At 60.4% G+C, this 21474-nt stretch carries 18 protein-coding genes; 13 read left to right on the plus strand and 5 right to left on the minus strand.

Translation table 11 applies throughout. The features are described 5' to 3' along the window. The first annotated feature begins 359 nt into the window (after positions 1 to 359). Positions 360 to 566 carry a hypothetical protein gene (locus PY649_RS21580; protein ID WP_285870726.1) on the plus strand — a complete coding sequence of 69 codons (207 nt, stop codon included), beginning with the start codon at positions 360 to 362 and terminating at the stop codon, positions 564 to 566. A gap of 63 nt (positions 567 to 629) precedes the next feature. Here the strand turns inward: PY649_RS21580 and PY649_RS21585 are convergent, their stop codons facing one another. Both PY649_RS21585 and PY649_RS21590 read right to left on the minus strand, forming a co-directional pair. Beyond that, a complete protein-coding gene (locus tag PY649_RS21585) occupies positions 630 to 1982 on the minus strand; it encodes an ATP-binding protein (RefSeq protein ID WP_285870727.1) in 1353 nt (450 codons plus the stop codon). Positions 1983 to 1985: 3 nt separating this feature from the next. Then, positions 1986 to 2705 carry a response regulator gene (locus PY649_RS21590; RefSeq protein WP_285870728.1) on the minus strand — a complete coding sequence of 240 codons (720 nt, stop codon included), beginning with the start codon at positions 2703 to 2705 and terminating at the stop codon, positions 1986 to 1988. A gap of 338 nt (positions 2706 to 3043) precedes the next feature. Between PY649_RS21590 and PY649_RS21595 the strand changes: the two genes are divergently transcribed. The 6 genes from PY649_RS21595 to PY649_RS21620 all read left to right on the plus strand — a co-directional run bounded on the left by PY649_RS21595 (position 3044) and on the right by PY649_RS21620 (position 10820). Beyond that, positions 3044 to 3880 (plus strand): pseudouridine synthase, encoded by an 837-nt coding sequence (locus tag PY649_RS21595; protein ID WP_285870729.1) that lies wholly within the window; start codon positions 3044 to 3046, stop codon positions 3878 to 3880. After that, on the plus strand, positions 3867 to 4550 hold the full coding sequence (locus PY649_RS21600; protein ID WP_285870731.1) for a phosphoribosyltransferase: 684 nt from the start codon (positions 3867 to 3869) through the stop codon (positions 4548 to 4550). The genes PY649_RS21595 and PY649_RS21600 overlap by 14 nt, the downstream gene beginning before the upstream one ends. A 77-nt stretch (positions 4551 to 4627) precedes the next feature. After that, on the plus strand, positions 4628 to 6373 hold the full coding sequence (locus PY649_RS21605) for an SLC13 family permease (protein WP_285870732.1): 1746 nt from the start codon (positions 4628 to 4630) through the stop codon (positions 6371 to 6373). 129 nt (positions 6374 to 6502) lie between these two features. After that, positions 6503 to 7447, plus strand: coding sequence for a phosphoribosylaminoimidazolesuccinocarboxamide synthase (locus PY649_RS21610; protein ID WP_285870849.1), 945 nt, complete (start codon positions 6503 to 6505; stop codon positions 7445 to 7447). Positions 7448 to 7801: 354 nt separating this feature from the next. Further along, complete coding sequence (locus PY649_RS21615) at positions 7802 to 9253, plus strand: efflux transporter outer membrane subunit (protein WP_285870733.1); 1452 nt, start codon at positions 7802 to 7804, stop codon at positions 9251 to 9253. A gap of 745 nt (positions 9254 to 9998) precedes the next feature. Then, positions 9999 to 10820: an SH3 domain-containing protein gene (locus tag PY649_RS21620; protein WP_285870734.1), complete on the plus strand. Its 822-nt coding sequence runs from the start codon at positions 9999 to 10001 to the stop codon at positions 10818 to 10820. A 214-nt stretch (positions 10821 to 11034) separates the two neighbouring features. On the opposite strand, the gene PY649_RS21625 is transcribed toward PY649_RS21620, so the two are convergent. From PY649_RS21625 to PY649_RS21635, 3 genes are all read right to left on the minus strand, one after another. Next, the gene (locus PY649_RS21625) at positions 11035 to 11277 is read right to left on the minus strand and encodes a DUF982 domain-containing protein (RefSeq protein WP_120702623.1); all 243 of its coding nucleotides are present in this window, start codon (positions 11275 to 11277) and stop codon (positions 11035 to 11037) included. Between the two features lie 644 nt (positions 11278 to 11921). Continuing rightward, entirely contained in the window at positions 11922 to 12110 is a 189-nt protein-coding gene (locus PY649_RS21630; protein WP_285870735.1) for a hypothetical protein, read from the minus strand. A 115-nt stretch (positions 12111 to 12225) separates the two neighbouring features. Next, complete coding sequence (locus PY649_RS21635) at positions 12226 to 12486, minus strand: DUF982 domain-containing protein (RefSeq protein WP_285870737.1); 261 nt, start codon at positions 12484 to 12486, stop codon at positions 12226 to 12228. A gap of 420 nt (positions 12487 to 12906) precedes the next feature. Here PY649_RS21635 and PY649_RS21640 point away from each other — a divergent pair, with 420 nt between their 5' ends. The 6 genes from PY649_RS21640 to PY649_RS21665 all read left to right on the plus strand — a co-directional run bounded on the left by PY649_RS21640 (position 12907) and on the right by PY649_RS21665 (position 21474). Then, the gene (locus PY649_RS21640; protein WP_285870739.1) at positions 12907 to 15279 is read left to right on the plus strand and encodes a transglycosylase domain-containing protein; all 2373 of its coding nucleotides are present in this window, start codon (positions 12907 to 12909) and stop codon (positions 15277 to 15279) included. A 292-nt stretch (positions 15280 to 15571) separates the two neighbouring features. Beyond that, positions 15572 to 17488, plus strand: coding sequence for a molecular chaperone DnaK (gene dnaK, locus PY649_RS21645; protein ID WP_285870740.1), 1917 nt, complete (start codon positions 15572 to 15574; stop codon positions 17486 to 17488). An 83-nt stretch (positions 17489 to 17571) separates the two neighbouring features. Next, on the plus strand, positions 17572 to 18720 hold the full coding sequence (gene dnaJ, locus PY649_RS21650) for a molecular chaperone DnaJ (protein ID WP_285870741.1): 1149 nt from the start codon (positions 17572 to 17574) through the stop codon (positions 18718 to 18720). Positions 18721 to 19061: 341 nt separating this feature from the next. Then, positions 19062 to 20189, plus strand: coding sequence for a DNA replication/repair protein RecF (gene recF, locus PY649_RS21655; protein ID WP_285870742.1), 1128 nt, complete (start codon positions 19062 to 19064; stop codon positions 20187 to 20189). Between the two features lie 38 nt (positions 20190 to 20227). Next, positions 20228 to 20998, plus strand: coding sequence for a molybdopterin-synthase adenylyltransferase MoeB (locus PY649_RS21660; protein ID WP_285870743.1), 771 nt, complete (start codon positions 20228 to 20230; stop codon positions 20996 to 20998). Next, on the plus strand, positions 20995 to 21474 hold the full coding sequence (locus PY649_RS21665) for a GNAT family N-acetyltransferase (protein WP_285870744.1): 480 nt from the start codon (positions 20995 to 20997) through the stop codon (positions 21472 to 21474). Before PY649_RS21660 ends, PY649_RS21665 begins: the two co-directional genes overlap by 4 nt.

The raw sequence follows: 21474 nt of genomic DNA on the forward strand, positions 1-21474 counted from the left end.
TGATCGGGCTTATAGACCCCCTCCCTCAGCATAGTCAACACCCCAGTTGTAAAAATTCTGACATTTTTATACGTCATTGGTTTTAAAAGAGAATTTGTGATCCGTAGGGAAAAGGCGCCTCGACTTTCCCCAAAAGACCGCAAAATATTGTCCGATTGGTCAAAATTTTCGATTTGAAATGACAGACGCCCCGTTCCGGATCGGCAGGGATCGTGCCATTCCGTCATTCCGAAGCCAATTCATGGTCAATGAATCGTCTCTGTCAGCACCCGTCCTTAACCTTTTTACCTAGGCCAGGCCTCATAAAAGCCGATACTTTATATTAGATTTCTGCTATATAAAAAGACTGGGAGGACAGTATGGAAACAACAAGACCAGAGAGCATCATCGAAGTCAGCGTCGACAGCGCGACCGGACGCAGGGCACTCGGCATCATGAATATGCGCCAGGCATTGGATCTGCCTGACCTGCCGAGCTTCACCTATACGCATCCGGACCCGCAAAAGGCCGCCGCAGGCATCGTTGTTAGCCGGGAGGAACTGAAGCGCTTCCTCACTCGTCATTGAGCGGCAACGCGACAGATGGCATGCATCGCGCATTCGAGCGCGAACCCTTTGGCATGCCCAATTTCAGGCGGCGACACGAGTGCTCGTCGCAAGCGGCAGAAGCACGATCGCGTTAAGCCCGCCACCGTCGCGATCCTCCAGACAAAGTGCGCCATTATGCGCATCGAGGATCTGCCGGACGATCGTCAATCCCAACCCACTCCCCCCAAGATCGCGATTGCGCGATTCCTCCAGGCGGACGAAAGGTTCGAGCACATCCTTGCGCCGCTCCATCGGAATGCCCGGGCCGCGATCGCCGATGATGACGGCAGCACGATCGCCGCGGCGCTCAATGCAAATATCGGCCCTGCCGCCGTAGCGCAGTGCATTGTCGATCAGATTGTCCAGCACCCGAGCCAGCGCCGTCTGCGGCACCGTCACCGCCAATTCTTTTGCTCGCGACAGGAACGAGACGACGTCCGGCCTGTCCTGGCGCTCGGCAACAAGCGCGCAAACAGCGGCATCGAGATCGGCGATATCCCGCCCTCCGGAAACGACGGTGCTACGAGCAAAGCCCAGCGCATCCTCGACGAGGTGCTGCATGGCCTCGATATCGGCGATCGCCCGTTCGCGATGCGGCGTGTCCGGCATCATCTCCATGCGCAGGCGGAAGCGGGTGAGGTAGGTTCTGAGATCGTGGGATATCGCCCCGAGTATCAGGGTGCGATTGTTGATCAATGCGGCAATGCGCAACTGCATACCGTTAATGGCGCGGATCAGCATGCGCAGCTCGCAGGCGCCCCGTTCCGGAATTTCGATCGGCTGCAGGCCCTTGCCGATGGAATTGACCGTGCGGGACAACCGCGTCAACGGCCGGGTCTCCCGCGCCACGGCGACAATGGCGATCACCGCCACCAGCATGCCGAGAAGTCCGGCCATGAAGCCCACGGGAACGCCACGCAGCCGCACTGTCGGTGTATCGGCCAGGTTGAAGACGGCAATCTTGCCGCCGGCAATGCCGATCGACACTTCGATCGTGCGGTCGGGAGCGCCGACCGAAAACCAGTTCTGTGGCTGTTCCGGGAGCAAGCGCAGGCGGAAATAGTGATCGCCGAGCGCGATGCCGGCAAATTCATGGGCCAGCCGATGACCGAGAATCGGGTCGGCCGCGTCATTGTTTTGCGACGGCGGCGGAGCATCGACCAGGCGCAGGTCCAGACCGGCCGCAATCAGCGCGCGCACGGCCTGCTCCTGTGCCTCGGGTGGAACGGCATCAAGGAGGCGCACCGCCGACATAACCTGCATCGCCGGCGACAGCCGGTGGCCGAGCGGCGAATCCGGTTTCAAACTGGCGGCAACGAAGGCGGCAAGCTGGATGATGAACAGCGCGACCGCGACGATCATGATGATGCGGGAAACGAGACCGAGTTTCAGCATGGCTCAGACATCCCTCACGTCGACGGTCAGGAGATAGCCGGCATTGCGCACGGTGGTGATGACCTGAGCGCCATCCGGCAAATAGTGCGCAAGTTTGGTGCGCAGGCGCGAGACGGTAACGTCGATCGTACGATCGAAGGGGTCTGCACCGCGCCCGCGTGTCCAGTCGAGCAATTGGTCGCGCGACAGCACCCGGCGCGGACGCTCTAGAAAGCAGACGAGCAGATCGAACTCCGCGGTCGTCAGGCGCACCGGGCCTTCGCCTTCGATCTCGATCGCCCTTCCCTCAAGATCGACGATCAGGCCGGCAAAGCTCTTGCGCCGCCGCGGGCCACCGCCCTCCTCGGGGCGTTCGGGACCGGAACGGCGCAGGATGGCGCGGATGCGCGCTAGGAGCTCACGCGGATTGAAGGGTTTGCCGAGATAATCATCCGCGCCCATCTCCAGGCCGAGGATGCGATCGATATCATCGGATTTCGCCGTCAGCATCAGTATCGGCACCTGGTTGCGCGCCCGGATGCGGCGGCAGGCCGAAAGACCATCCTCGCCCGGCAGCATCAGATCGAGAATGATGAGATCGGGAAAACCCCTGGCGAGCGCACGATCCATGGCGGCCGCGCTTTCGACCGCCTCGACCGCAAAACCCTCACGGCTCAGGAACTCCTCCAGGAGCGCCCTAATTTCGCGGTCGTCCTCGACCAGAAGAAGCGATGCAGAAACCATGGCTATCCATGCGAGGCGAAGGGCGATTTTGACAACAGGGAAACGGCCGGCGTTACAAACTGTAACAAATTTCCGCTGTTCTGAAAAATCCCGGCAACAGATGCCATGCAGGTTTGCCGCGACGGCGCCCCCCTCCGGAGTGGCCCCTACCGGCGTAAACGGCAACAACGACCCCGGCGTCGCCGCACCCGACCCATCGCTGCTCCGGACCGCCGGCAGGGCTCGCGTTGAAAAAGCGCGGGCCCTGTCTGTCCTGTGTGTTTCCCTTGCCGCGATTTGCCTCGCAAGGTTCCTCGTGCGAAAGGATTGGCATTGTCAGCACCAGGATGAGGCAACAGGTGAGCCAAAGGCGTGCACCGCAGAGATCGGGCAAAGGGGCGAAAGGCCGGCAAGAGGCGGAGGGCAAACGCGTGACCCTGCCGCGGGCGCTGTCGAAGCTCGGTTATTGCTCGCGCGCCCAGGCGGAAGCGCTGATTGCCTCCGGCCGTGTCGCGGTCGATGGCCGCAAGATCACCGATCCGGCCGCCTGGATCGATCTCGATCGAGCGCGGATTGCCGTCGATGGCACAGAGATATCCGCGGAGAAAAAGCTCTGGTTCATGCTGAACAAGCCGCGCGGGCTGGTGACGACGCGCGACGATCCCGAGGGCCGGCCGACGGTCTATGACTGTCTGAGGGATATCGACGCCCGGCATCTGGCGCCGGTCGGACGGCTGGACAAGGCGAGCGAAGGGCTGCTTCTCTTCACCAATGACACGGTGATGGCCCAGGCGCTGCTCGATCCAGTAACCCATGTCGGCAAGATTTATCATGTCCAGGTCAATCGCATCATGGACGAGGAACTCCTGCACCGCATGGAACGCGGTATCGTCGACGACGGCGAGCTTCTGACCGCCATTTCCGCCCGCCTGCTGCGCAGCGGCGACCGCAATGGCTGGATCGAGGTCGAGCTCAAGGAGGGCCGCAACCGTCAAATCCGGCGAATGCTGGAGGCGCTCGACATCGAATGCCTGCGGCTGGTGCGCGTCTCATTCGGCAACATCACACTCGGCGATCTTCCGAAAGGCGCGGTCCGGGCACTGACGGAGGCGGAGATACTTGGGCTTCAGCGACAAGCGGGGATGGAAAAGAACGGACGAAATGGGCTGAAGGCGGGACGCAATGCAGCCTCATGATTTCTGGCAGGAGATTCATCCGCCGCAAAGCTTTTGCGCCACGGACGAATTCGGCGATTTCTTTGTGGCGGAACTGCCCGACGGACGGCAATTGCGCCTGCCGATCCGCGTGTTGGCCGATGGCGACCATGCACTGGCGTCACTGATCATCAATCAGGCAAGTTTTTCCGTGCAGGAGGCACTGGCCGAAGCACTCGCCGCGCGCATTGCCCCGTATGAGGTCGATGTCGTCGCCGGGCTGCCGACGCTTGGATTGACGCTGGCAAGTGCGGTCGCCCGGGCGCTCGGCCACCAGCGTTATGTTCCGCTCGGAACCTCCCGCAAATTCTGGTATCGCGAGGATCTGTCGGTTTCGCTTTCCTCCATCACCACGCCGAACCAGGAAAAAAGGCTCTACATAGACCCGCGAATGCTGCCGCTGCTGCAAGGAAAACGGGTCGCGCTGATCGATGACGTGATCTCGAGCGGTGCTTCAATCGTCTCCGGCCTGGAGCTTTTGGCCGCTTGTGATATCGAACCTGCCGTGATCGGGGCGGCCATGCTGCAATCCGAGCGCTGGCGCCAGCGGGTCGATGTCGCCGGCAAGCCATGGAGCGAGCGGATCGTCGCCGTGTTTTCGACGCCGATCCTTGAAAGGGATGGAAACGGCCGCTGGAAGAGGCCTGCCTGATGGTTGTTTTCTGCGGGACTGTACAGAAGCGGCGGGCTGGTTCATTCTAGATCCCGACGAATCTCCGGGGCCCACCCATGACATTCGAACAGGCATCCCTGCTGATCCTTTTGGGCCTGATGCTGGCGCTGTTTTGTCTTGACCGGTTCCGGATTGAGGTCGTTTCGATTGCCGGGGTGCTTGCCGGGTATATTCTCGGCCTCTATCCGGCGGAGGGCGTCTTTTCCGGCCTCGCGAGCCCGGTGGTGATCACCGTCATCGAAATCCTGCTGATCGTGCAGGTGCTGGCGCGATCGCAGCTTTTCGGCGCGCTGGTCGACCGCCTCCTTGCCGCAGACCCGCCGTCCTTTGTAACCATCGGAGCGCTGTCCGGGCTGACGGCCTTCATCTCGATCTTCATGAACAATATCGGCGCCTATGCCATTGCGCTGCCTGTGGCGCTGCGCATTGCCGATGTCACGGCCATCCCGCGGCGCCAATTGCTGATTCCGATTTCCTTTTCGGCCCTTCTCGGCGGATTGGTATCGCTGATCGGTACGCCGGCCAATCTTCTGGTCAGCGACGCCCTGCGCCGAGCGACCGGAAGCGGCTTCCATTTCTTCGATTTCGCCTATGTCGGCTTGCCGGTCGCCGTGGTCGGCGTGATTCTGATTGTCCCAACCGTACGGCGGCTATTTCCCAAATCAGGAGAAGAGGACGCGGCGCCGGGACTGGTCATGGACCGGCAGATGATTGCCGAACGCCGGGTGCCGCACGGCTCGCCTTTGATCGGACAAGGACTGGCGGATTGCCGGCGGGCTTTCGGTATCCAACCGCACGCCCTGATCCGCGGCAGCCGTTTCGTCTCATTGACCGAAGGTACCGTGATCGAGGCTGGTGATATTCTGCTCGCAGAAGGCTCGGACGTGGTATTCGACAGGCTGTCGGCAAAAGGCGTGCTGGTGCTCGAATCCCATTCCGACCCTTATGGATCGGATCTCATCCGCAGCGAAGCGGTCGTCATGCCGCAAAGCACGCTGATCGGTTCGCACATAGAATCGCTTGACGTTTTTCGCTCTCGCGGGATCGCGGTCACCGGGCTTTCCATGCGCTCGCCGCGCATCGAAGGGCGATTCGACGATCTCACTCTTTCGATCGGCGATATCCTCAAGCTCGAAGGGCCGAAACACGCGATCGCCGAGGCGCTGGAGGAATGCGAATGCCTGCCGCTGGCGGCAAGTCACGATCATACGCCGCCATTGCGCTCTTTCTGGCCTCTCTTGATTTTTGCCTGCGGCGTGTTCGCCGCCGCCACCGGCCTGCTGCGCCCCGAGATCGCTTTTGCCGGCGTCATTCTGGCGATGGCGCTGTTGGATTTCATAAACTTGCGCGCTGCCATCGCCGATCTCAACTGGCCGATCATCATCATGCTGGCGGCGATGATCCCGCTCGGCACGGCAGTGGCGACATCCGGGACGGCGGAAATGCTGGCGGGCGGGCTCGGCGCCGTCGTGCCGATCGCGCAGCCCGTTTTCGGCGTCGCACTTATCCTGTTTTTGGCGATGGCGATCACCCCCTTCGTCAACAACGCCACCGTCGCCATCGTGCTCACGCCGATCGCCTTTGAGCTGGCAGCCAAGGCCGGGCATTCCGCCAATGCCTATCTGCTTGCGGTGGCCGCCGGCGCATCGCTCGACTTCATCACGCCGTTCGGTCATCACAACAATACGCTGACCATGAGCATCGGCAATTATCGTTTCATCGATTTCCTGCGCGCCGGCTGGCTATTGACCATCGTCAGCTACGGCGCGGCGCTGGCCTTGATCGGCTGGTTCTGGATTTGAGAGCACAGCCGCTCTCAAGAGACGACGCGCAATCCCGCCCGAAAATCGATTCCGATTTCCGGTGTTATGCGTTAAGGGTCCAACAAGAAGCATCCGTCGGGCGGATGCACGAGCCTGCTGGTGACCATATTGCGAATTCTCGACGAAGCCCATTTTCCGGAACTGCCCAAATACTACCGCGGCAAGGTGCGCGAGAATTACGACCTGCCGGATGGCAGCCGCATCATCATCAGCACCGATCGGTTGAGCGCCTTCGATCGCATTCTCACCTGCATTCCCTATAAGGGCCAAGTGCTCACAGAGACGGCGCGCTACTGGTTCGAGGCGACGAAGGACATCTGTCCAAATCACGTGATCGCCTATCCCGATCCGAATGTCGTCGTCGGCAAGCGGCTGAACATCCTGCCGGTCGAGATTGTCGTGCGCGGCTATCTCGCCGGCACGACCGGCACATCGATCCTGACACTTTACAAGAAGGGTCAACGAGAGATGTACGGCATCACGCTGCCGGACGGCATGCGCGACAACCAGATCCTGCCGGCGCCGATCATCACGCCGACCAGCAAGGAATTCGACGGCGGCCATGATGAACCGCTGACACCGGCCGAGATCATCGAACGCGGGCTTCTGACTGAGAAGCAGTGGCAGACATTGTCGGATTACGCCTTGGCCTTGTTCGCGCGTGGCCAGGAAATTGCTCGCAACCGGGGCCTGATCCTCGTCGATACGAAATATGAGTTCGGCACCGACGAAAACGGCGCCATCACTCTTGCCGATGAAATTCATACCCCGGACAGCAGCCGCTACTGGTTGGCCGACAGTTACCAAGACAGCTTCGAAAAGGGTGTGCGGCCGGCAAGTTTCGACAAGGATTTCGTCCGGGCCTGGGTGACCGAGCGGTGCGATCCTTACAAGGACGAGATACCCGAAATTCCGCTCGAACTGATCGAACAGACGTCGAAGGTGTACATCCGCGCTTACGAAGCGATCACGGCTACGCCTTTCGTTCCCGACGACCGCGGTGCAACACCGCGCGACCGGGTTCGCGCAAGCCTCTCCCACTATTTCCCATAGGAAACCGTCCGAATGGTCATTCAGCTCATGCTACTCTGCTGGATGGCCGCCCTCAAGTTGCGCCAAAAATCGAATCGATTGGCACCTACTGCTTAAAGTAGCATGAGGGAGGGTATGTTTTTTGCAACACTTTATAATTTTTTTACTGAAACCCCTCTATTTGTCATGATCCCACACGTGTTCTGCCGCGAGAAATCGCAAAAGGCACTGTGCTATTGCAAAACTCGTTGCTAGATTGGCGCCGACTGCTTCGGGTCGTTAGTTGGTAATGCGTAGACAGGAGCACCGACACATATGGGGTCACGTTGACCCCATAAGATAGTGATCATGTAAATTGAATTGTGGGATAATCTGATGGTATCCATTCGTACTGCCGCCCCCGCCCTGCTGCTAGTTTTGGCAGGTTGTGTCAGCGGCCCCGATCATAAGCCACCGGAAATGCCGCTCGCGGCCAAATTCTCGGAGGGCGGTACGAAGGTCAACGGCGACGTCTCCGGTTCGCAATGGTGGACCGCTTTCGGCGACAGGAAGCTGAACGCGTTGGCTGAGCAAGGACTTGCAGAAAACCTTAGCATCCAGCAGGCGCTGGAACGCATCAATCAGTCGCAGGCTGAAGTCGTGACCGCCGGCGCCGGCGGACTGCCGAGCCTCCTTGCCTCCGGCGCGAATACGACCAGCGGCCAGAAGGGCAAGCTGCGCACGGAAACCGAAACGAGAAATACCACCAGCGGCGATCTCACCGCGTCATGGTTGCTCGACCTCTGGGGCCAATACCGCCGCGCAACGGAAAGCGCGAATGCATCGCTCGATGCAGCCTACTCCAGCGTCGACGTCTCTCGCCTGGCCTTTCTGCAGGACTTGGCTACCAGCTATGTCAACGTCCGCCTTTATCAGGCCCGCATTTCTATCGCACAGGATAACCTGAAGTCTCGCCGCGAGACGCTCGCGTTGACCAAGTTCCAGCTCGATGCCGGTGCTGCTTCCCGACTTGATGTTGTCCAGGCCGAAGGTCTCGTCAACCAGACGCTTTCGACAATTCCGAGCCTCGAAATTGCCTACCGTCAGGCAGTGCATCATATTGCAACCCTGCTCAGCGTACCGTCGGCGACCATTATCGCTCAGTTGGGCGGCGGCGGTAACCAGCCGGTGTTCCGGGGCCGCGTCGACACGGGCGTCCCCGCTGATCTCATCCGCAACCGGCCCGACATTCGTGTCGCGGAGCGGAACCTCGCTGCCGCGACCGCCCAGATCGGCGTGGCGGAAGCCCAGCTCTTCCCGACGATCACACTCAGCGGTGCGATCTCGCCGTCCTACATCCACACGTCGTCGGTTCATGGTAGCCTGACGACCTGGTCCTTCGGTCCGACGCTGTCGCTGCCGATCTTCGACGGTGGTCTGCTGCGGGCTAACGTGAAGATCGCCGAATCCACAAGCCGTCAACAGTATATCGCCTGGAAGCAGACCGTACTGTCCGGTGTCGAACAGGTCGAAAACGCCCTGTCGGCCGTCAGCCGCGATGCTCAGACTGTCGCCGCGCTGCGCGCGCAGGTGAAGTCCTATCAGGAAGCCCTCGAACTTTCGACGGCAAGCTATAAGGACGGTGCCTCCTCGCTGCTCGACGTTCTCGATGCACAGCGCAACGTTTCGGATGCGCAGAATAGTCTTGCCCAGGCCGTCTCACAGAGCGCCATTGACTACATCTCTCTGAACGTCAATATCGGCGCCGGTTATGTCCCGGCCAGAGCGCAAGTCGCCGAAAAGCCGGCCAAGGTCATCAAGGTGGCCGACAAGAAGGCCGCCAACTAAAAGACACCGCCCGGCTCTGCCGGGCGTTTCTTCGTGCAAAACCGCCGCAAGTGACTGCGGCGGTTTTTCTTTTGTCAAAGGCAAAAGGGACAAAATAAAAATGGCGCGCTCCGCTTCCGCAAAGCACGCCACCAGACAGTCAATAAACAAAAAAGGCCGGAACAAACCGGCCTTTCCTCATCCGTCCTCGCATCAGTGCCAGTACATCCGTGGTCAAGGGCAAGGCGGATACTGCAGCCAGATTGATCGCGAAAGGTTAACACTTGGTCAACGCCACTCCGCAATCTCCTGCGAATGAAACTAGCTCGCTATCAAGCGCGCCAAGCATTCTCCGACTGCATGACTGCAGGGTATATCGGCAGGGAGTGCGGCGATTTCAAGGCCGCGATAATTTTTCTTTCAACTAGCTTAGTGCGCGCGCCTCACTAAAACTGCAGTAACCCCGATATAGTAAGCAAGTCTTCCTAAAAATTTAGGCGCGTCCTGAGGGTTTTGCCGGTATCCGTTCAACCTGCATTCATGCAAACTCTCATAAAACTGCTGAAAAGATTGAAAGAATGGCCGCTGGATCCTACCAAATCCCGCGAATGCGCTATTTTTCACCTTATCGAAACTGGAAACGGTCTGCCGGGTCCTGTAATCAGGCCGCATGTCCCTTGCCGGTATGTCAAGCAAGTGGACAACAGCAATCAGCGCAGCCGCCGGGTGCCATGTCATGCCGGCGACGCGCAATGGGAGAGCATTTATGAGACATAAGCTTCTTGCCGCCATCACACTGACCGCACTTGTTGCGATCCCGGCGATTGCGGAAGCCGCAGAGGGTTTTGCCACCGCCAACGTCAACATGCGGTCCGGCCCGAGCACGCAATATCCCGCAGTGACCATGATCCCGGTCGGCACGCCGCTGGAAATCAATGGCTGCCTGAACGAAACGCCCTGGTGCGACGTCTCCTTCTTTGGTGGCCGCGGCTGGGTCGCCGGTCAGTACATTCAGGCAACCTATCAATCGCGCCGTATTTATGTCGGCCCGCAATATTACCGGCCGCTCGGCATTCCGACCGTCACCTTCAACTTGGACGACTACTGGGATCGCTATTATCGCGGCCGCGACTTTTACCACGACCGCGACCGTTGGCGGCGCGGGCCGGGCTGGGGTTACGGCCGCCCGGATGCGAATTGGGACCGCCGCCCCTACCGCAACCAGGATTGGAACAACGAACAGGACGGGAATTGGGATCGGCGCCCGGATCGTAACCGCGATTGGGGGCAGCAGGACGACAACCAGGATTGGGGCCGGCAACAGAATAACAATCGGGATTGGGGCCGGCAGCAGCCGGGCGACAACCAGAGTTGGGGCAACCAGCAGGACCGCCGGCGTGACAACAACCGCCAGGACAGCCAGCAGCGTCGTCCCCAACCGCAGCAGCCGCAGCCGCAGCCGCAGCAAACCCAAAACAATCCGCGGCCGAATGCCGGTTCCTCTGGACCATACAGTCCTGGCCATGTCGATCCGTGCCCGGCCGACCAGCCGAATTGCCTCATGACGCCTAGAGGCTCAAACCGGTAATATCGCCTTCATCAAGCAAAAAGAGTAAAAGCCAGCGACCTTCGTCGCTGGCTTTTTTCATAGGTTCATTCGCGCTTGGGCAATCGCTCATGCATCAGGAGACGGGGCAAAACCGGAATTGGTGATGTCGGAGAAGAGCGCTGCGCAAAGGCGCCCGGCATCCGCCGGTTCGGAAGGCTTGAACGATCAGACGGCGTCGGAGCGCCGCGCTGCCTCAATGGGTTTTTAAATGCGCTTCGCGGGTCGCCGAAATGAACATCTCGCGGGCTTCTTCAGCGGATTTCCGCCCGTCGATCGCGGCTCGGCAAACGCTTCTCGCAGCCACATAAAGCGGACCGCGCCGATCGGGCCAGAGATTGGCCATGCAATTCAGCGCCTCGGAGGGGCCGGTCACCGTCTGAGAACTGCCATGAGCGAAGCCGATCTCGATCGGATTGCTCCATTTGATATGTCGCATGAATACTCCTCCTCGCACGCTGCCACCCGATTGGGACCGTCCGCCAAGACGGTCACACAATGTCACTATATCCTCGATCAGAGCATTCGAAAATACGCAACATTACAAAGACCGCCCATGGAATTGAAGCAACCCAAAGAGGGTAAAACTGCCGGCCGAATGAAGCAGCCGGAGTTCAAGAGTCACACATAAGGATAAGTTTTCAGCGGCTGTAAGGTTCCAACGCGATTGCAGCAAATGTCATTTTGTCGCGGATATGGACATTTGGCCTTGGGGAAAAAATGGCCCGCGAAGCTGTCCGCCATCTGCGATCTCGACGACCGGAAGCCGGAACCCTCGGCCGGTTCGACAAGCCTTTGAGATCGCCGAAATGTTTCGGAAAGGCATGCGGCGATTTGGGCAACGGATCAATCAAGCTGTCGGAAGACTCCTGATCCAGGCCACTGAGAGCTCTTATTTCTCCTGCGCGATCCGCTTCGCATCGTCGGCTGAGAAACCAGCTCGGCGAGCGAGCCATTCCAGTCCGAAAATCCGATCAAGCTGATGGATCAGCCATAACTCAAAGCGCTTCCACATGATGAAGCCTCCCGGCGGTGGACCGACTGGTCGCCGCGGAACATCGCATCCGGCTTGCCCACCCCGCTTTAGCGAAACAGCAGCGGCCTCTGCGCGTTCGATAACAATTCCTGCTTGGTTGCGAAGTTGCCGAACAGCTTTTTCAGCCGGGCTTCCTCCTCCTTGCAAATCCTATGGCGCCGCACGAAATCCTCGACACTCCAGACTTCCTGCAGCTTATTCCCACCGACTTTCTCGATGTCGATATGTGAACTCATCTGCTCGCCCCTTATTTTTTGTCATGAGACAATGCGCGAGAGGATGAAAAGTTCCTGGAACAATTCTACCGTAGATGGACGAATGTTACTTTGTCGGTGCCGCACGCGGCCGTCTCTATCGCAGTTCTTTGTAGAAGGGGATTTCGGCCTCTTCGGCGGCAGCCACAAAGGCCCGAAGCGCATAATCGACTGAGACCCTCCCCTCATGAGCGTCGATCAATGCCTGCTTGGCAGCGTCGAAAGCCTCGCCGCGTTGCTCTGCCGGCCACTCGTTGAGCATGTATTCGGCCGCTCTTTCGGTACTGCTGATCGTGACGTATCGGCCGACGATTCGGCTCTCTATCGTGACATCCTCACTCCACCATTGGCGCGCCATGGTAAATCCTCTCGTCATGCAATGAAAATAAGAGCGGCCGGTTTCAGCTATGGGAGAAGGCAAAAAGGGCCCGCCACCCGAATTGGATGACGGGAAACTTGGTCCAACAGTGCCGCTCAGCGAACTAAGCCGAAATGAGCGACGGGCTGTCCAAGACAGTGGCTTAGCGTACTTGACATGAATAACACCGAATACGCTTTTAGGTTCCCGTCTAGGTAACGTGTCCTGCACCTTCCGCCCTAGGGGCCGGCTCTCCTTCAAGCGACGGCAAACTAAAATTTAATCCCTCCTTAAATCGCCGCATTTACAGTTCAACCCGGCACTTTGACGCCGAAGCGATTGCGTGCGACAGGCGGGCGTGTGGCGGCCCCGGCATGAGACATTGAAATATGGAACCATCGGGGGTACGACCGGTCCGCAATGGCAGGCAAAAGCAGATCACCCCAGAGGATAGAGCCCTCCTTTTCTAGCGGTCAGGAACGCGGCGATGATGGATTCAGCGCCGGCGAACGGATTGCCGGCGGCGGGCGCTCTTCCGGACGCGGTGGCGAGGATCCCCAGGAGGACAGGCCGCGCCGCGCCAAGAGCCGTCGCAAGCAGCCGCGGCGCGCGCGTGGCGGCGGCTTCTTCGGCTTCGTCCGCTCGGTGATCTATTGGGGCATCGTGCTCTGCATCTGGGCCGGCATCGGCGCCGCCGGCCTCGTGGTCTATTACGGATCGCGCATGCCAAACGCCAGCACCTGGGCCATTCCCGCCCGGCCGCCAAACGTGAAAATCGCCGATCTCGACGGCAGCATCATCGCCAATCGCGGCGCGACCGGCGGCGAGGCTTTGACGCTGAACGACATGTCCCCCTACATTCCCGAGGCGATCATCGCCATCGAGGACCGCCGCTTCTATTCGCATTTCGGCTTCGATCCGATCGGCCTCGGCCGTGCGGTGGTGACGAACGTGCTGACCGGCCATGCCGTCCAGGGCGGCTCGACGCTGACGCAGCAACTCGCCAAGAATCTCTTCCTGTCGCCGGAGCGCACGCTGGAGCGTAAGGTGCAGGAAGTCCTGCTTGCCATCTGGCTGGAGCACAAGTTCACCAAGGACCAGATCTTGGCGATGTACCTGAACCGCGTCTACTTCGGCGCGAACGCCTATGGCGTCGAGGCGGCGGCGCAGCGCTATTTCAACAAATCGGCCCGCGACGTGAATCTCGGCGAAGCGGCCATGCTCGCCGGCCTCGTCAAGGCGCCGTCGAAGCTGTCGCCGGCCCGCGATCCGGCGGCCGCCGAGGCCCGCGCCCAGCTCGTGCTGCAAGCGATGCGCGACCAGGGCTACATCAGCGAGGCCGACATCAAAACGGCGATGTCGCAGCCGCCGACGCGGTCGAAAAGCTATTGGAGCGGCGCGCAGAACTATATCGCGGACATGGTCATGGACCAGCTTCCCGGCCTGATCGGCGGCGATGTCAAAGAGGATGTGACCGTCGACACCACGATCGACATGCCGCTGGAACAGAAGGCCGAACAAGCGCTGAACGACGTTCTCGCCAAGGACGGCAAGAAACTCAATGCCTCGCAGGCCTCGCTCGTCTCCGTGGACGGGACAGGCGCCATCCGCGCGCTGGTGGGCGGCCGGGACTATGCGCAGAGTCAGTTCAACCGCGCCGTCACGGCCAAGCGCCAGCCGGGCTCCGCCTTCAAGCCTTTCGTCTATACCGCCGCGCTGGAGATGGGCCTGACGCCGAACTCGATCCGCAACGACGCGCCGGTGAAGATCGGCAATTGGGCGCCGGAGAATTACGAGCAGAAATATAACGGGCCGGTGACGCTCGCCACTGCCGTGGCCCATTCGCTGAACACAGTTGCCGCCCAACTTGCTATGGAAGTCGGACCGGAGCAGGTGGTCAAAGTCGCACATCGCCTTGGCATCGAATCCGACCTGCAGGCCAATGCCTCGATCGCGCTCGGCACATCGGAAGTCTCGCTGCTGGAGCTGACTTCAGCCTATGCCTCTTTCATGAACGGCGGCTACAAGGCGACGCCGCACGTCATCACCAAGGTGACGACTGCCTCCGGCAAGGTGCTCTACCAGGCGAATTTCGAAAGTCCGCCGCGGGTCCTGAACCCTGATGTCGTTACCAACATGAATAGCATGATGACCGGCGTCATCAATTTCGGTACCGGCAAGGCTGCGCGTATTCCCGGCTGGCAAGCGGCCGGCAAGAGCGGCACGACGCAATCCTTCCGCGATGCGCTGTTCGTCGGTTTCACCAGCCATCTGACAACCGGCGTCTGGTTCGGCAATGACGATGGCAAATCGATGAAAAAGGTGACCGGCGGTGGGCTACCGGCCAGGGCCTGGAAGGAATTCATGGTTGCCGCCCATAAGGGCCTGACGCCGACCCCGATCTTCGGCGGCGGCCAGGTTATCGACAATGGCGTGCCGGTGGCAGCATCCGCGCCGAATGCCCAACAGCCAACGACGATCGGCGCCATCATCTCCGGTGCGATCGGCGGCAACGGCGGGCAGGCTGCGCAACAGCAGAGCCAGCCGATGATCCAGCAACGGCCGGCGCAGCAACCGATCCGGCAGCAGCAACAGCCAGTCAATCAGGCAGCAGTGAACGACGAACCCGAAGACTTGCCGCCCGCGGGCCTCGCAGACAACAGCAATCCCTATAGCTCGAACACTTACGACACCGGGGATATCCCGCCTGCCGATATCGGCGATCCCGGCCCGACGACGGCGACGGTGCGGCGGCACCGCTCCTCGCTTCTGGATGTCATTCTCGGACAATAAGCAGCGATTCTTAGCATTGCCGCTTGCATGGCCGCGGCAAGGCTGATCTGATAGATGGTCGCGCGAATTCCACAGGCTCACAACCTGATTGTGACACTGTGGAATTTGCGCGACAAACCATTCGTTTTGCTGGATTCCGGATGATTTCCTGCCTTGCAGTCAGTAAAACCGCTACTTATATACGCGGCATCACCGCAGTCATGGCTGCGCAATCCTCAAGACCATCCCGTAAGGGGCTGTCAATGGAATGCCTGACAGGGGTTCCGATAGCTTGCTTCAAGGAGAGAATGACATGGCAAAAGTAATTGGTATCGACCTTGGAACCACGAATTCCTGCGTCGCCGTCATGGACGGCAAGGACGCGAAAGTGATCGAGAATGCCGAAGGCGCCCGCACCACCCCTTCCATGGTAGCCTTCACGGACGATAGCGAACGCCTCGTTGGCCAGCCGGCCAAGCGCCAGGCGGTCACCAACCCCACCAACACCCTCTTCGCTGTCAAGCGCCTCATCGGCCGCCGCTACGAAGATCCGACCGTCGAGAAGGACAAGCACCTCGTTCCCTTCAAGATCGTCCGCGGTGACAACGGCGACGCCTGGGTCGAGGCACAGGGCAAGGGCTATTCGCCCGCACAAGTTTCCGCAATGATCCTTCAGAAGATGAAGGAAACCGCCGAATCCTATCTCGGCGAAAAGGTCGAAAAGGCCGTTATTACCGTCCCCGCCTACTTCAACGACGCGCAGCGCCAGGCAACCAAGGATGCCGGCAAGATCGCTGGTCTTGAAGTCCTGCGCATCATCAACGAGCCGACCGCTGCCGCGCTCGCCTACGGCCTCGACAAGAAGGATGGCAAGACGATCGCCGTTTACGACCTTGGCGGCGGCACCTTCGATATCTCCATCCTGGAAATCGGCGACGGCGTCTTCGAAGTGAAGTCGACCAACGGCGATACCTTCCTCGGCGGTGAAGACTTCGACATGCGTCTCGTCGAATATCTCGTTGCCGAGTTCAAGAAGGACAACGGCATCGACCTCAAGGGCGACAAACTCGCTCTGCAGCGCCTGAAGGAAGCTGCTGAAAAGGCCAAGATCGAGCTGTCCTCTTCGCAGCAGACCGAAATCAACCTGCCCTTCATCACGGCAGACGCCACCGGTCCGAAGCACCTGACGCTGAAGCTGACCCGCGCCAAGCTGGAAAGCCTGGTCGACGACCTCGTTCAGCGCACCATCGCGCCTTGCAAGGCCGCTCTCAAGGATGCTGGCGTTACAGCTGCCGAGATCGATGAAGTCGTTCTCGTCGGCGGCATGAGCCGCATGCCGAAGGTTCAGGAAGTCGTCAAGCAGCTGTTCGGCAAGGATCCGCACAAGGGCGTCAACCCGGATGAAGTCGTCGCTCTCGGCGCTGCCATCCAGGCCGGCGTTCTGCAGGGCGACGTCAAGGACGTCCTGCTGCTCGACGTGACCCCGCTGTCTCTCGGCATCGAAACGCTGGGTGGCGTCTTCACCCGTCTGATCGAGCGTAACACGACGATCCCGACGAAGAAGTCGCAGACCTTCTCGACCGCCGACGACAACCAGTCGGCCGTGACCATCCGCGTTTCGCAGGGCGAGCGCGAAATGGCTGCCGACAACAAGCTGCTCGGCCAGTTCGACCTCGTCGGCCTGCCGCCGGCTCCGCGTGGCGTACCGCAGATCGAAGTCACCTTCGATATCGACGCCAACGGCATCGTCCAGGTTTCGGCCAAGGACAAGGGCACCGGCAAGGAACAGCAGATTCGCATTCAGGCTTCCGGCGGCCTCTCTGACGCCGACATCGAAAAGATGGTCAAGGACGCCGAGGCACACGCTGCCGAGGACAAGAAGCGCCGCGAAGGCGTGGAAGCCAAGAACCAGGCCGAAAGCCTGATCCACTCCAGCGAAAAGTCGCTGAAGGATTATGGCGACAAGGTCACCGAAGCCGACCGTAACGCGATCTCCGAGGCGATCGCAGCGCTGAAGGCCGCGACCGAAGCTTCCGAGCCGGACGCCGAAGACATCAAGGCCAAGACCCAGACGCTCATGGAAGTGTCCATGAAGCTCGGCCAGGCGATTTATGAAGCCCAGCAGGCGGAAGGCTCTACCGCTGATGCCTCGGCAGGCGGCCATGACGACGTCGTCGATGCCGACTACGAGGAAATCAAGGACGAGGACGACCGCAAGCGGTCTGCATAAAGCGAGCCTTAAGTGGTTTTGCTGAAACTTAGCTCCGGCTGCCTTCGGGCAGCCGGAAATACATTTCCGGGGTCGATTCCTTAATGGCAAAAGCGGACTTTTACGACACGTTGGGTGTCGCCAGAACGGCGGACGAAAAAGAGCTCAAGAGCGCTTTCCGCAAGTTAGCGATGAAATTTCATCCGGACAAGAATCCGGAGGATAAGGACGCCGAGCGAAAGTTCAAGGAAATCAACGAAGCCTACGAGACGCTCAAGGATCCGCAGAAGCGCGCGGCCTATGATCGTTATGGCCATGCGGCCTTCGAGCATGGTGGCATGGGCGGTGGCGGCGGTTTTGGCGGCGGCGGCTTCGGCGGCGGTGGCTTCTCCGACATTTTCGAAGATATTTTCGGCGAGATGATGGGTGGCGGACGCTCGCGCGGACGCTCCTCCGGCGGTCGCGAACGCGGCGCCGATCTTCGCTACAACATGGAAATCTCGCTGGAAGAGGCCTTTGCCGGCAAGACCGCGCAGATTCGCGTGCCGACCTCGATCACCTGCGACGTCTGTTCCGGCTCCGGCGCCAAGCCGGGCACGCAGCCGAAGACCTGCGGCACCTGCCAGGGTTCGGGCCGGGTACGCGCCGCGCAGGGTTTCTTCTCGGTCGAGCGCACCTGCCCGACCTGCCATGGCCGCGGCCAAATCATTCCCGATCCCTGCACCAAATGTCATGGCCAGGGCCGCGTAACCGAAGAGCGTTCGCTCTCGGTCAACATCCCGGCCGGCATCGAAGATGGCACGCGCATCCGCCTGCAGGGCGAAGGCGAGGCCGGATTGCGCGGCGGGCCTTCGGGCGATCTCTATATCTTCCTCTCCGTAAAGCCGCATGAGTTCTTCCAGCGCGATGGCGCAGATCTCTATTGCGCCGTGCCAATCTCAATGACGACCGCCGCTCTTGGGGGCACTTTCGATGTTGCCACGCTCGACGGCACGAAATCGCGCGTCACCGTTCCCGAAGGTACGCAGGTCGGCAAGCAATTCCGCCTCAAGGCGAAGGGCATGCCGGTGTTGCGCTCCAGCCAGGTCGGTGATCTGTACATCCAGATCCAGATCGAAACGCCACAAAAGCTCACCAAGCGCCAGCGCGAGCTGCTGCAGGAATTCGAACAGATCTCCTCGAAGGACAACAATCCCGAATCAACGGGCTTTTTCGCCCGCATGAAGGATTTCTTCGATACGTTCAGCGACTGAGCGGCGAATCAAATTGTTTCACATGAATCCGGCCGATGATTCGGCCGGATTTTTTGGGGGGCGAATCACCCGCCCTCGTGGTTCGAGACGGCCCTTTGGGCCTCCTCACCATGAGGGCTGATCCTCGCGCTCAGCTTGCGGTCCACTCCACCTTCAGCCTTGCAGGTTCGCTATGGTGTAAATTGTCGGCGTGACGAAGCTAAACCCACCCTCATCCTGAGCCTGTCGAAGGACGAGGGTGGCCCCTACAGTCGCTCCACCTGTCTTAGCCTTCGGCAAAAACCTTGCACTAAGGCAGGGTTCGGCATACCCCTCCCCTTCGACACGAATCCGGATGCCCGATGCCGCACAAGGTTTTCATCTCGCGCCTGAAGCTGACCGACTTCCGCAATTATGCGGCGGCGGCGCTTGCGCTTGACGAGCGGCATGTCGTGCTGACCGGCGACAATGGCGCCGGCAAGACCAACCTGATGGAGGCGGTCTCCTTCCTCTCGCCGGGGCGCGGCCTCCGGCGCGCAGCCTATACGGATGTCATTCGAGTCGGCGCATCCGGCGGCTTTTCGATCTTCGCGGAGCTGGAGGGTATGGACGGCGGGGTCGAAATCGGTACCGGCGTCGACGCGACCGACGAGGCGACGGCGCGCAAGCTCAGGATCAACGGCACGCCGGCCAAGACGGTGGACGAGTTGACCGACCATCTGCGCGTGCTTTGGCTGACACCGGCCATGGATGGGCTATTCACTGGCGGCTCTTCCGACCGGCGCCGTTTCCTCGACCGGCTGGTATTGTCGCTCGATCCGGCGCATGGCCGTCGCGCCAGCGATTTCGAGCGCGCCATGCGCAGCCGCAACAAATTGCTCGCCGAAGGCCGATTCGATCCGTCCTGGCTTGCCGCCATCGAGGAGCAGATGGCGAGCCTCGGCATCGCCATGGCGCTCGCCCGGCAGGAGATGCTCGGCCTTCTCTCGCGGCTGATCGCCGAAACACGTGAAGCGACGCCCTTTCCATCCGCCGCGCTCGAGCTCTCCGGCTTCCTCGACGGGCAATTCGATCGCCCGGCCGTCGATCTCGAGGACAGTTATGCGGAGATGCTGCGCGAGGGACGCTATCGCGACGCGGCCGCCGGACGCACGCTTGACGGTCCGCACCGGGCCGATCTCCTGGTGCTTCATCGAGAGAAACATATGGAGGCCGAGCGCTGCTCGACGGGCGAACAGAAGGCCCTGCTCGTCGGCCTTATCCTCGCCCATGCCCGCCTCGTCGGCAACTTGACTGGCCACGCGCCAATCCTGCTGCTGGACGAAATCGCCGCGCATTTGGACGAGGGCCGGCGCGCCGCTCTGTTTGACCTGATCGACGGGCTCGGCGGCCAGGCCTTCATGACCGGCACCGACAAGGCGATGTTTTCAGCGCTCGGCGAACGGGCGCAATTCTTTACTGTCGCGCATGGCGGTATTTCGAAGTCATAAGCGGAGAATTTTCCGCAGAGCGTGATAATATCATCGCCATGGATCCTTTGACCTCAGACGAAATCGCCCGCTATCAGCGCCACATCCTGCTCCCCGAAGTGGGTGGCGCTGGGCAGCAGAAACTTAAAGCGGCACGAGTTTTGGTGATCGGCGCCGGCGGGCTCGGTACACCGGTCTTGCAATATCTCGCCGCCGCCGGCGTCGGTACGCTTGGAATTGCCGATGACGACCGCGTCTCGCTCTCCAACCTGCAGCGGCAGGTGATCCACGATACCGGCACGATCGGCGAGCTGAAGACGCAAAGTGCGGCAGGCGCCATTGCGCGGCTGAACCCGCATGTGCGCACTATCCGATTCGAGGAACGTTTTTCCATCGAGACCGCCGCGCGACACCTCGCCGGGTTCGATCTGATCATCGACGGCTCCGACAATTTCGACACACGCTATGCCGCAGCCGACGCAGCCGAGTTGGCGCGCCTGCCGTTGGTGACCGGCGCAGTCGGCCGGTTCGACGGCTCGCTGACGACGTTGAAGCCTTACGAGACCAATTCCGACGGCACACCGAACCCTGGTTATCGCGACCTCTTCCCGACGCTTCCGCCCGAAGGCCTTATTCCCGCCTGCTCCGAGGCCGGTATCATCGGCGCGCTGACTGGCGTCATCGGCACGCTGATGGCGATGGAGGCAATCAAGCTCATCACCAGGATCGGCGAGCCGCTGATCGGACGCCTTCTGCTCTATGACGGGCTTGCCGCCCGCTTCGAGACCATCCGCTACCGTCGCAAACGCGCCCGAACCGCGGCCGAATGACCGATATCAGCTTTCAGCGTCTCGACGACAGCTTCGACCGCTGGGAGGAACTGCTTGAGCTCATTCTCGCTTCCTTCGCCTATATGACCGGATTGATCGATCCGCCCTCCTCGGCGCTGTCGCTGACCCCGCAATTCCTCAGAGAAAAAACGAGGAACGAAATTGCCTATGTCGCACTCGACGGAGACCGATTAGCCGGCTGTATATTTTGCCGTCTAGAGCCGAGCAGCCTTTATATCGGCAAGCTCGCTGTTTTGCCGGCCGCGCAGGGCAAGGGAATTGGCAGGCGCTTGCTGAAACTTGCGGAGACAACGGCACAGGAGCTCGGACTTGATGTGCTGCAACTGGAAACGCGGATCGAGCTCGTCGGCAACCATGCGACCTTTGCCAAGTGGGGATTCGCCAAAACCGCCGAGAGCCGCCATGCGGGTTTCGATCGCACGACGTCGATCGAGATGCGCAAGGTCCTGACTTAA

It is taken from the genome of Rhizobium mayense (assembly GCF_030272705.1).
In the GTDB taxonomy this organism is placed as follows: domain Bacteria; phylum Pseudomonadota; class Alphaproteobacteria; order Rhizobiales; family Rhizobiaceae; genus Rhizobium; species Rhizobium mayense.

Excerpts from the sequence above, each read along its gene's own strand:
- PY649_RS21600 (WP_285870731.1), top strand. The coding sequence starts at position 3,867 with ATGCAGCCTCATGATTTCTGGCAGGAGATTCATCCGCCGCAAAGCTTT.
- PY649_RS21615 (WP_285870733.1), top strand. The coding sequence starts at position 7,802 with ATGGTATCCATTCGTACTGCCGCCCCCGCCCTGCTGCTAGTTTTGGCA.
- PY649_RS21635 (WP_285870737.1), bottom strand. The coding sequence starts at position 12,486 with ATGGCGCGCCAATGGTGGAGTGAGGATGTCACGATAGAGAGCCGAATC.
- PY649_RS21630 (WP_285870735.1), bottom strand. The coding sequence starts at position 12,110 with ATGAGTTCACATATCGACATCGAGAAAGTCGGTGGGAATAAGCTGCAG.
- PY649_RS21585 (WP_285870727.1), bottom strand. The coding sequence starts at position 1,982 with ATGCTGAAACTCGGTCTCGTTTCCCGCATCATCATGATCGTCGCGGTC.
- PY649_RS21605 (WP_285870732.1), top strand. The coding sequence starts at position 4,628 with ATGACATTCGAACAGGCATCCCTGCTGATCCTTTTGGGCCTGATGCTG.
- PY649_RS21580 (WP_285870726.1), top strand. The coding sequence starts at position 360 with ATGGAAACAACAAGACCAGAGAGCATCATCGAAGTCAGCGTCGACAGC.
- PY649_RS21660 (WP_285870743.1), top strand. The coding sequence starts at position 20,228 with ATGGATCCTTTGACCTCAGACGAAATCGCCCGCTATCAGCGCCACATC.
- PY649_RS21590 (WP_285870728.1), bottom strand. The coding sequence starts at position 2,705 with ATGGTTTCTGCATCGCTTCTTCTGGTCGAGGACGACCGCGAAATTAGG.
- dnaK (WP_285870740.1), top strand. The coding sequence starts at position 15,572 with ATGGCAAAAGTAATTGGTATCGACCTTGGAACCACGAATTCCTGCGTC.
- dnaJ (WP_285870741.1), top strand. The coding sequence starts at position 17,572 with ATGGCAAAAGCGGACTTTTACGACACGTTGGGTGTCGCCAGAACGGCG.
- recF (WP_285870742.1), top strand. The coding sequence starts at position 19,062 with ATGCCGCACAAGGTTTTCATCTCGCGCCTGAAGCTGACCGACTTCCGC.
- PY649_RS21640 (WP_285870739.1), top strand. The coding sequence starts at position 12,907 with ATGGCAGGCAAAAGCAGATCACCCCAGAGGATAGAGCCCTCCTTTTCT.
- PY649_RS21665 (WP_285870744.1), top strand. The coding sequence starts at position 20,995 with ATGACCGATATCAGCTTTCAGCGTCTCGACGACAGCTTCGACCGCTGG.
- PY649_RS21620 (WP_285870734.1), top strand. The coding sequence starts at position 9,999 with ATGAGACATAAGCTTCTTGCCGCCATCACACTGACCGCACTTGTTGCG.
- PY649_RS21625 (WP_120702623.1), bottom strand. The coding sequence starts at position 11,277 with ATGCGACATATCAAATGGAGCAATCCGATCGAGATCGGCTTCGCTCAT.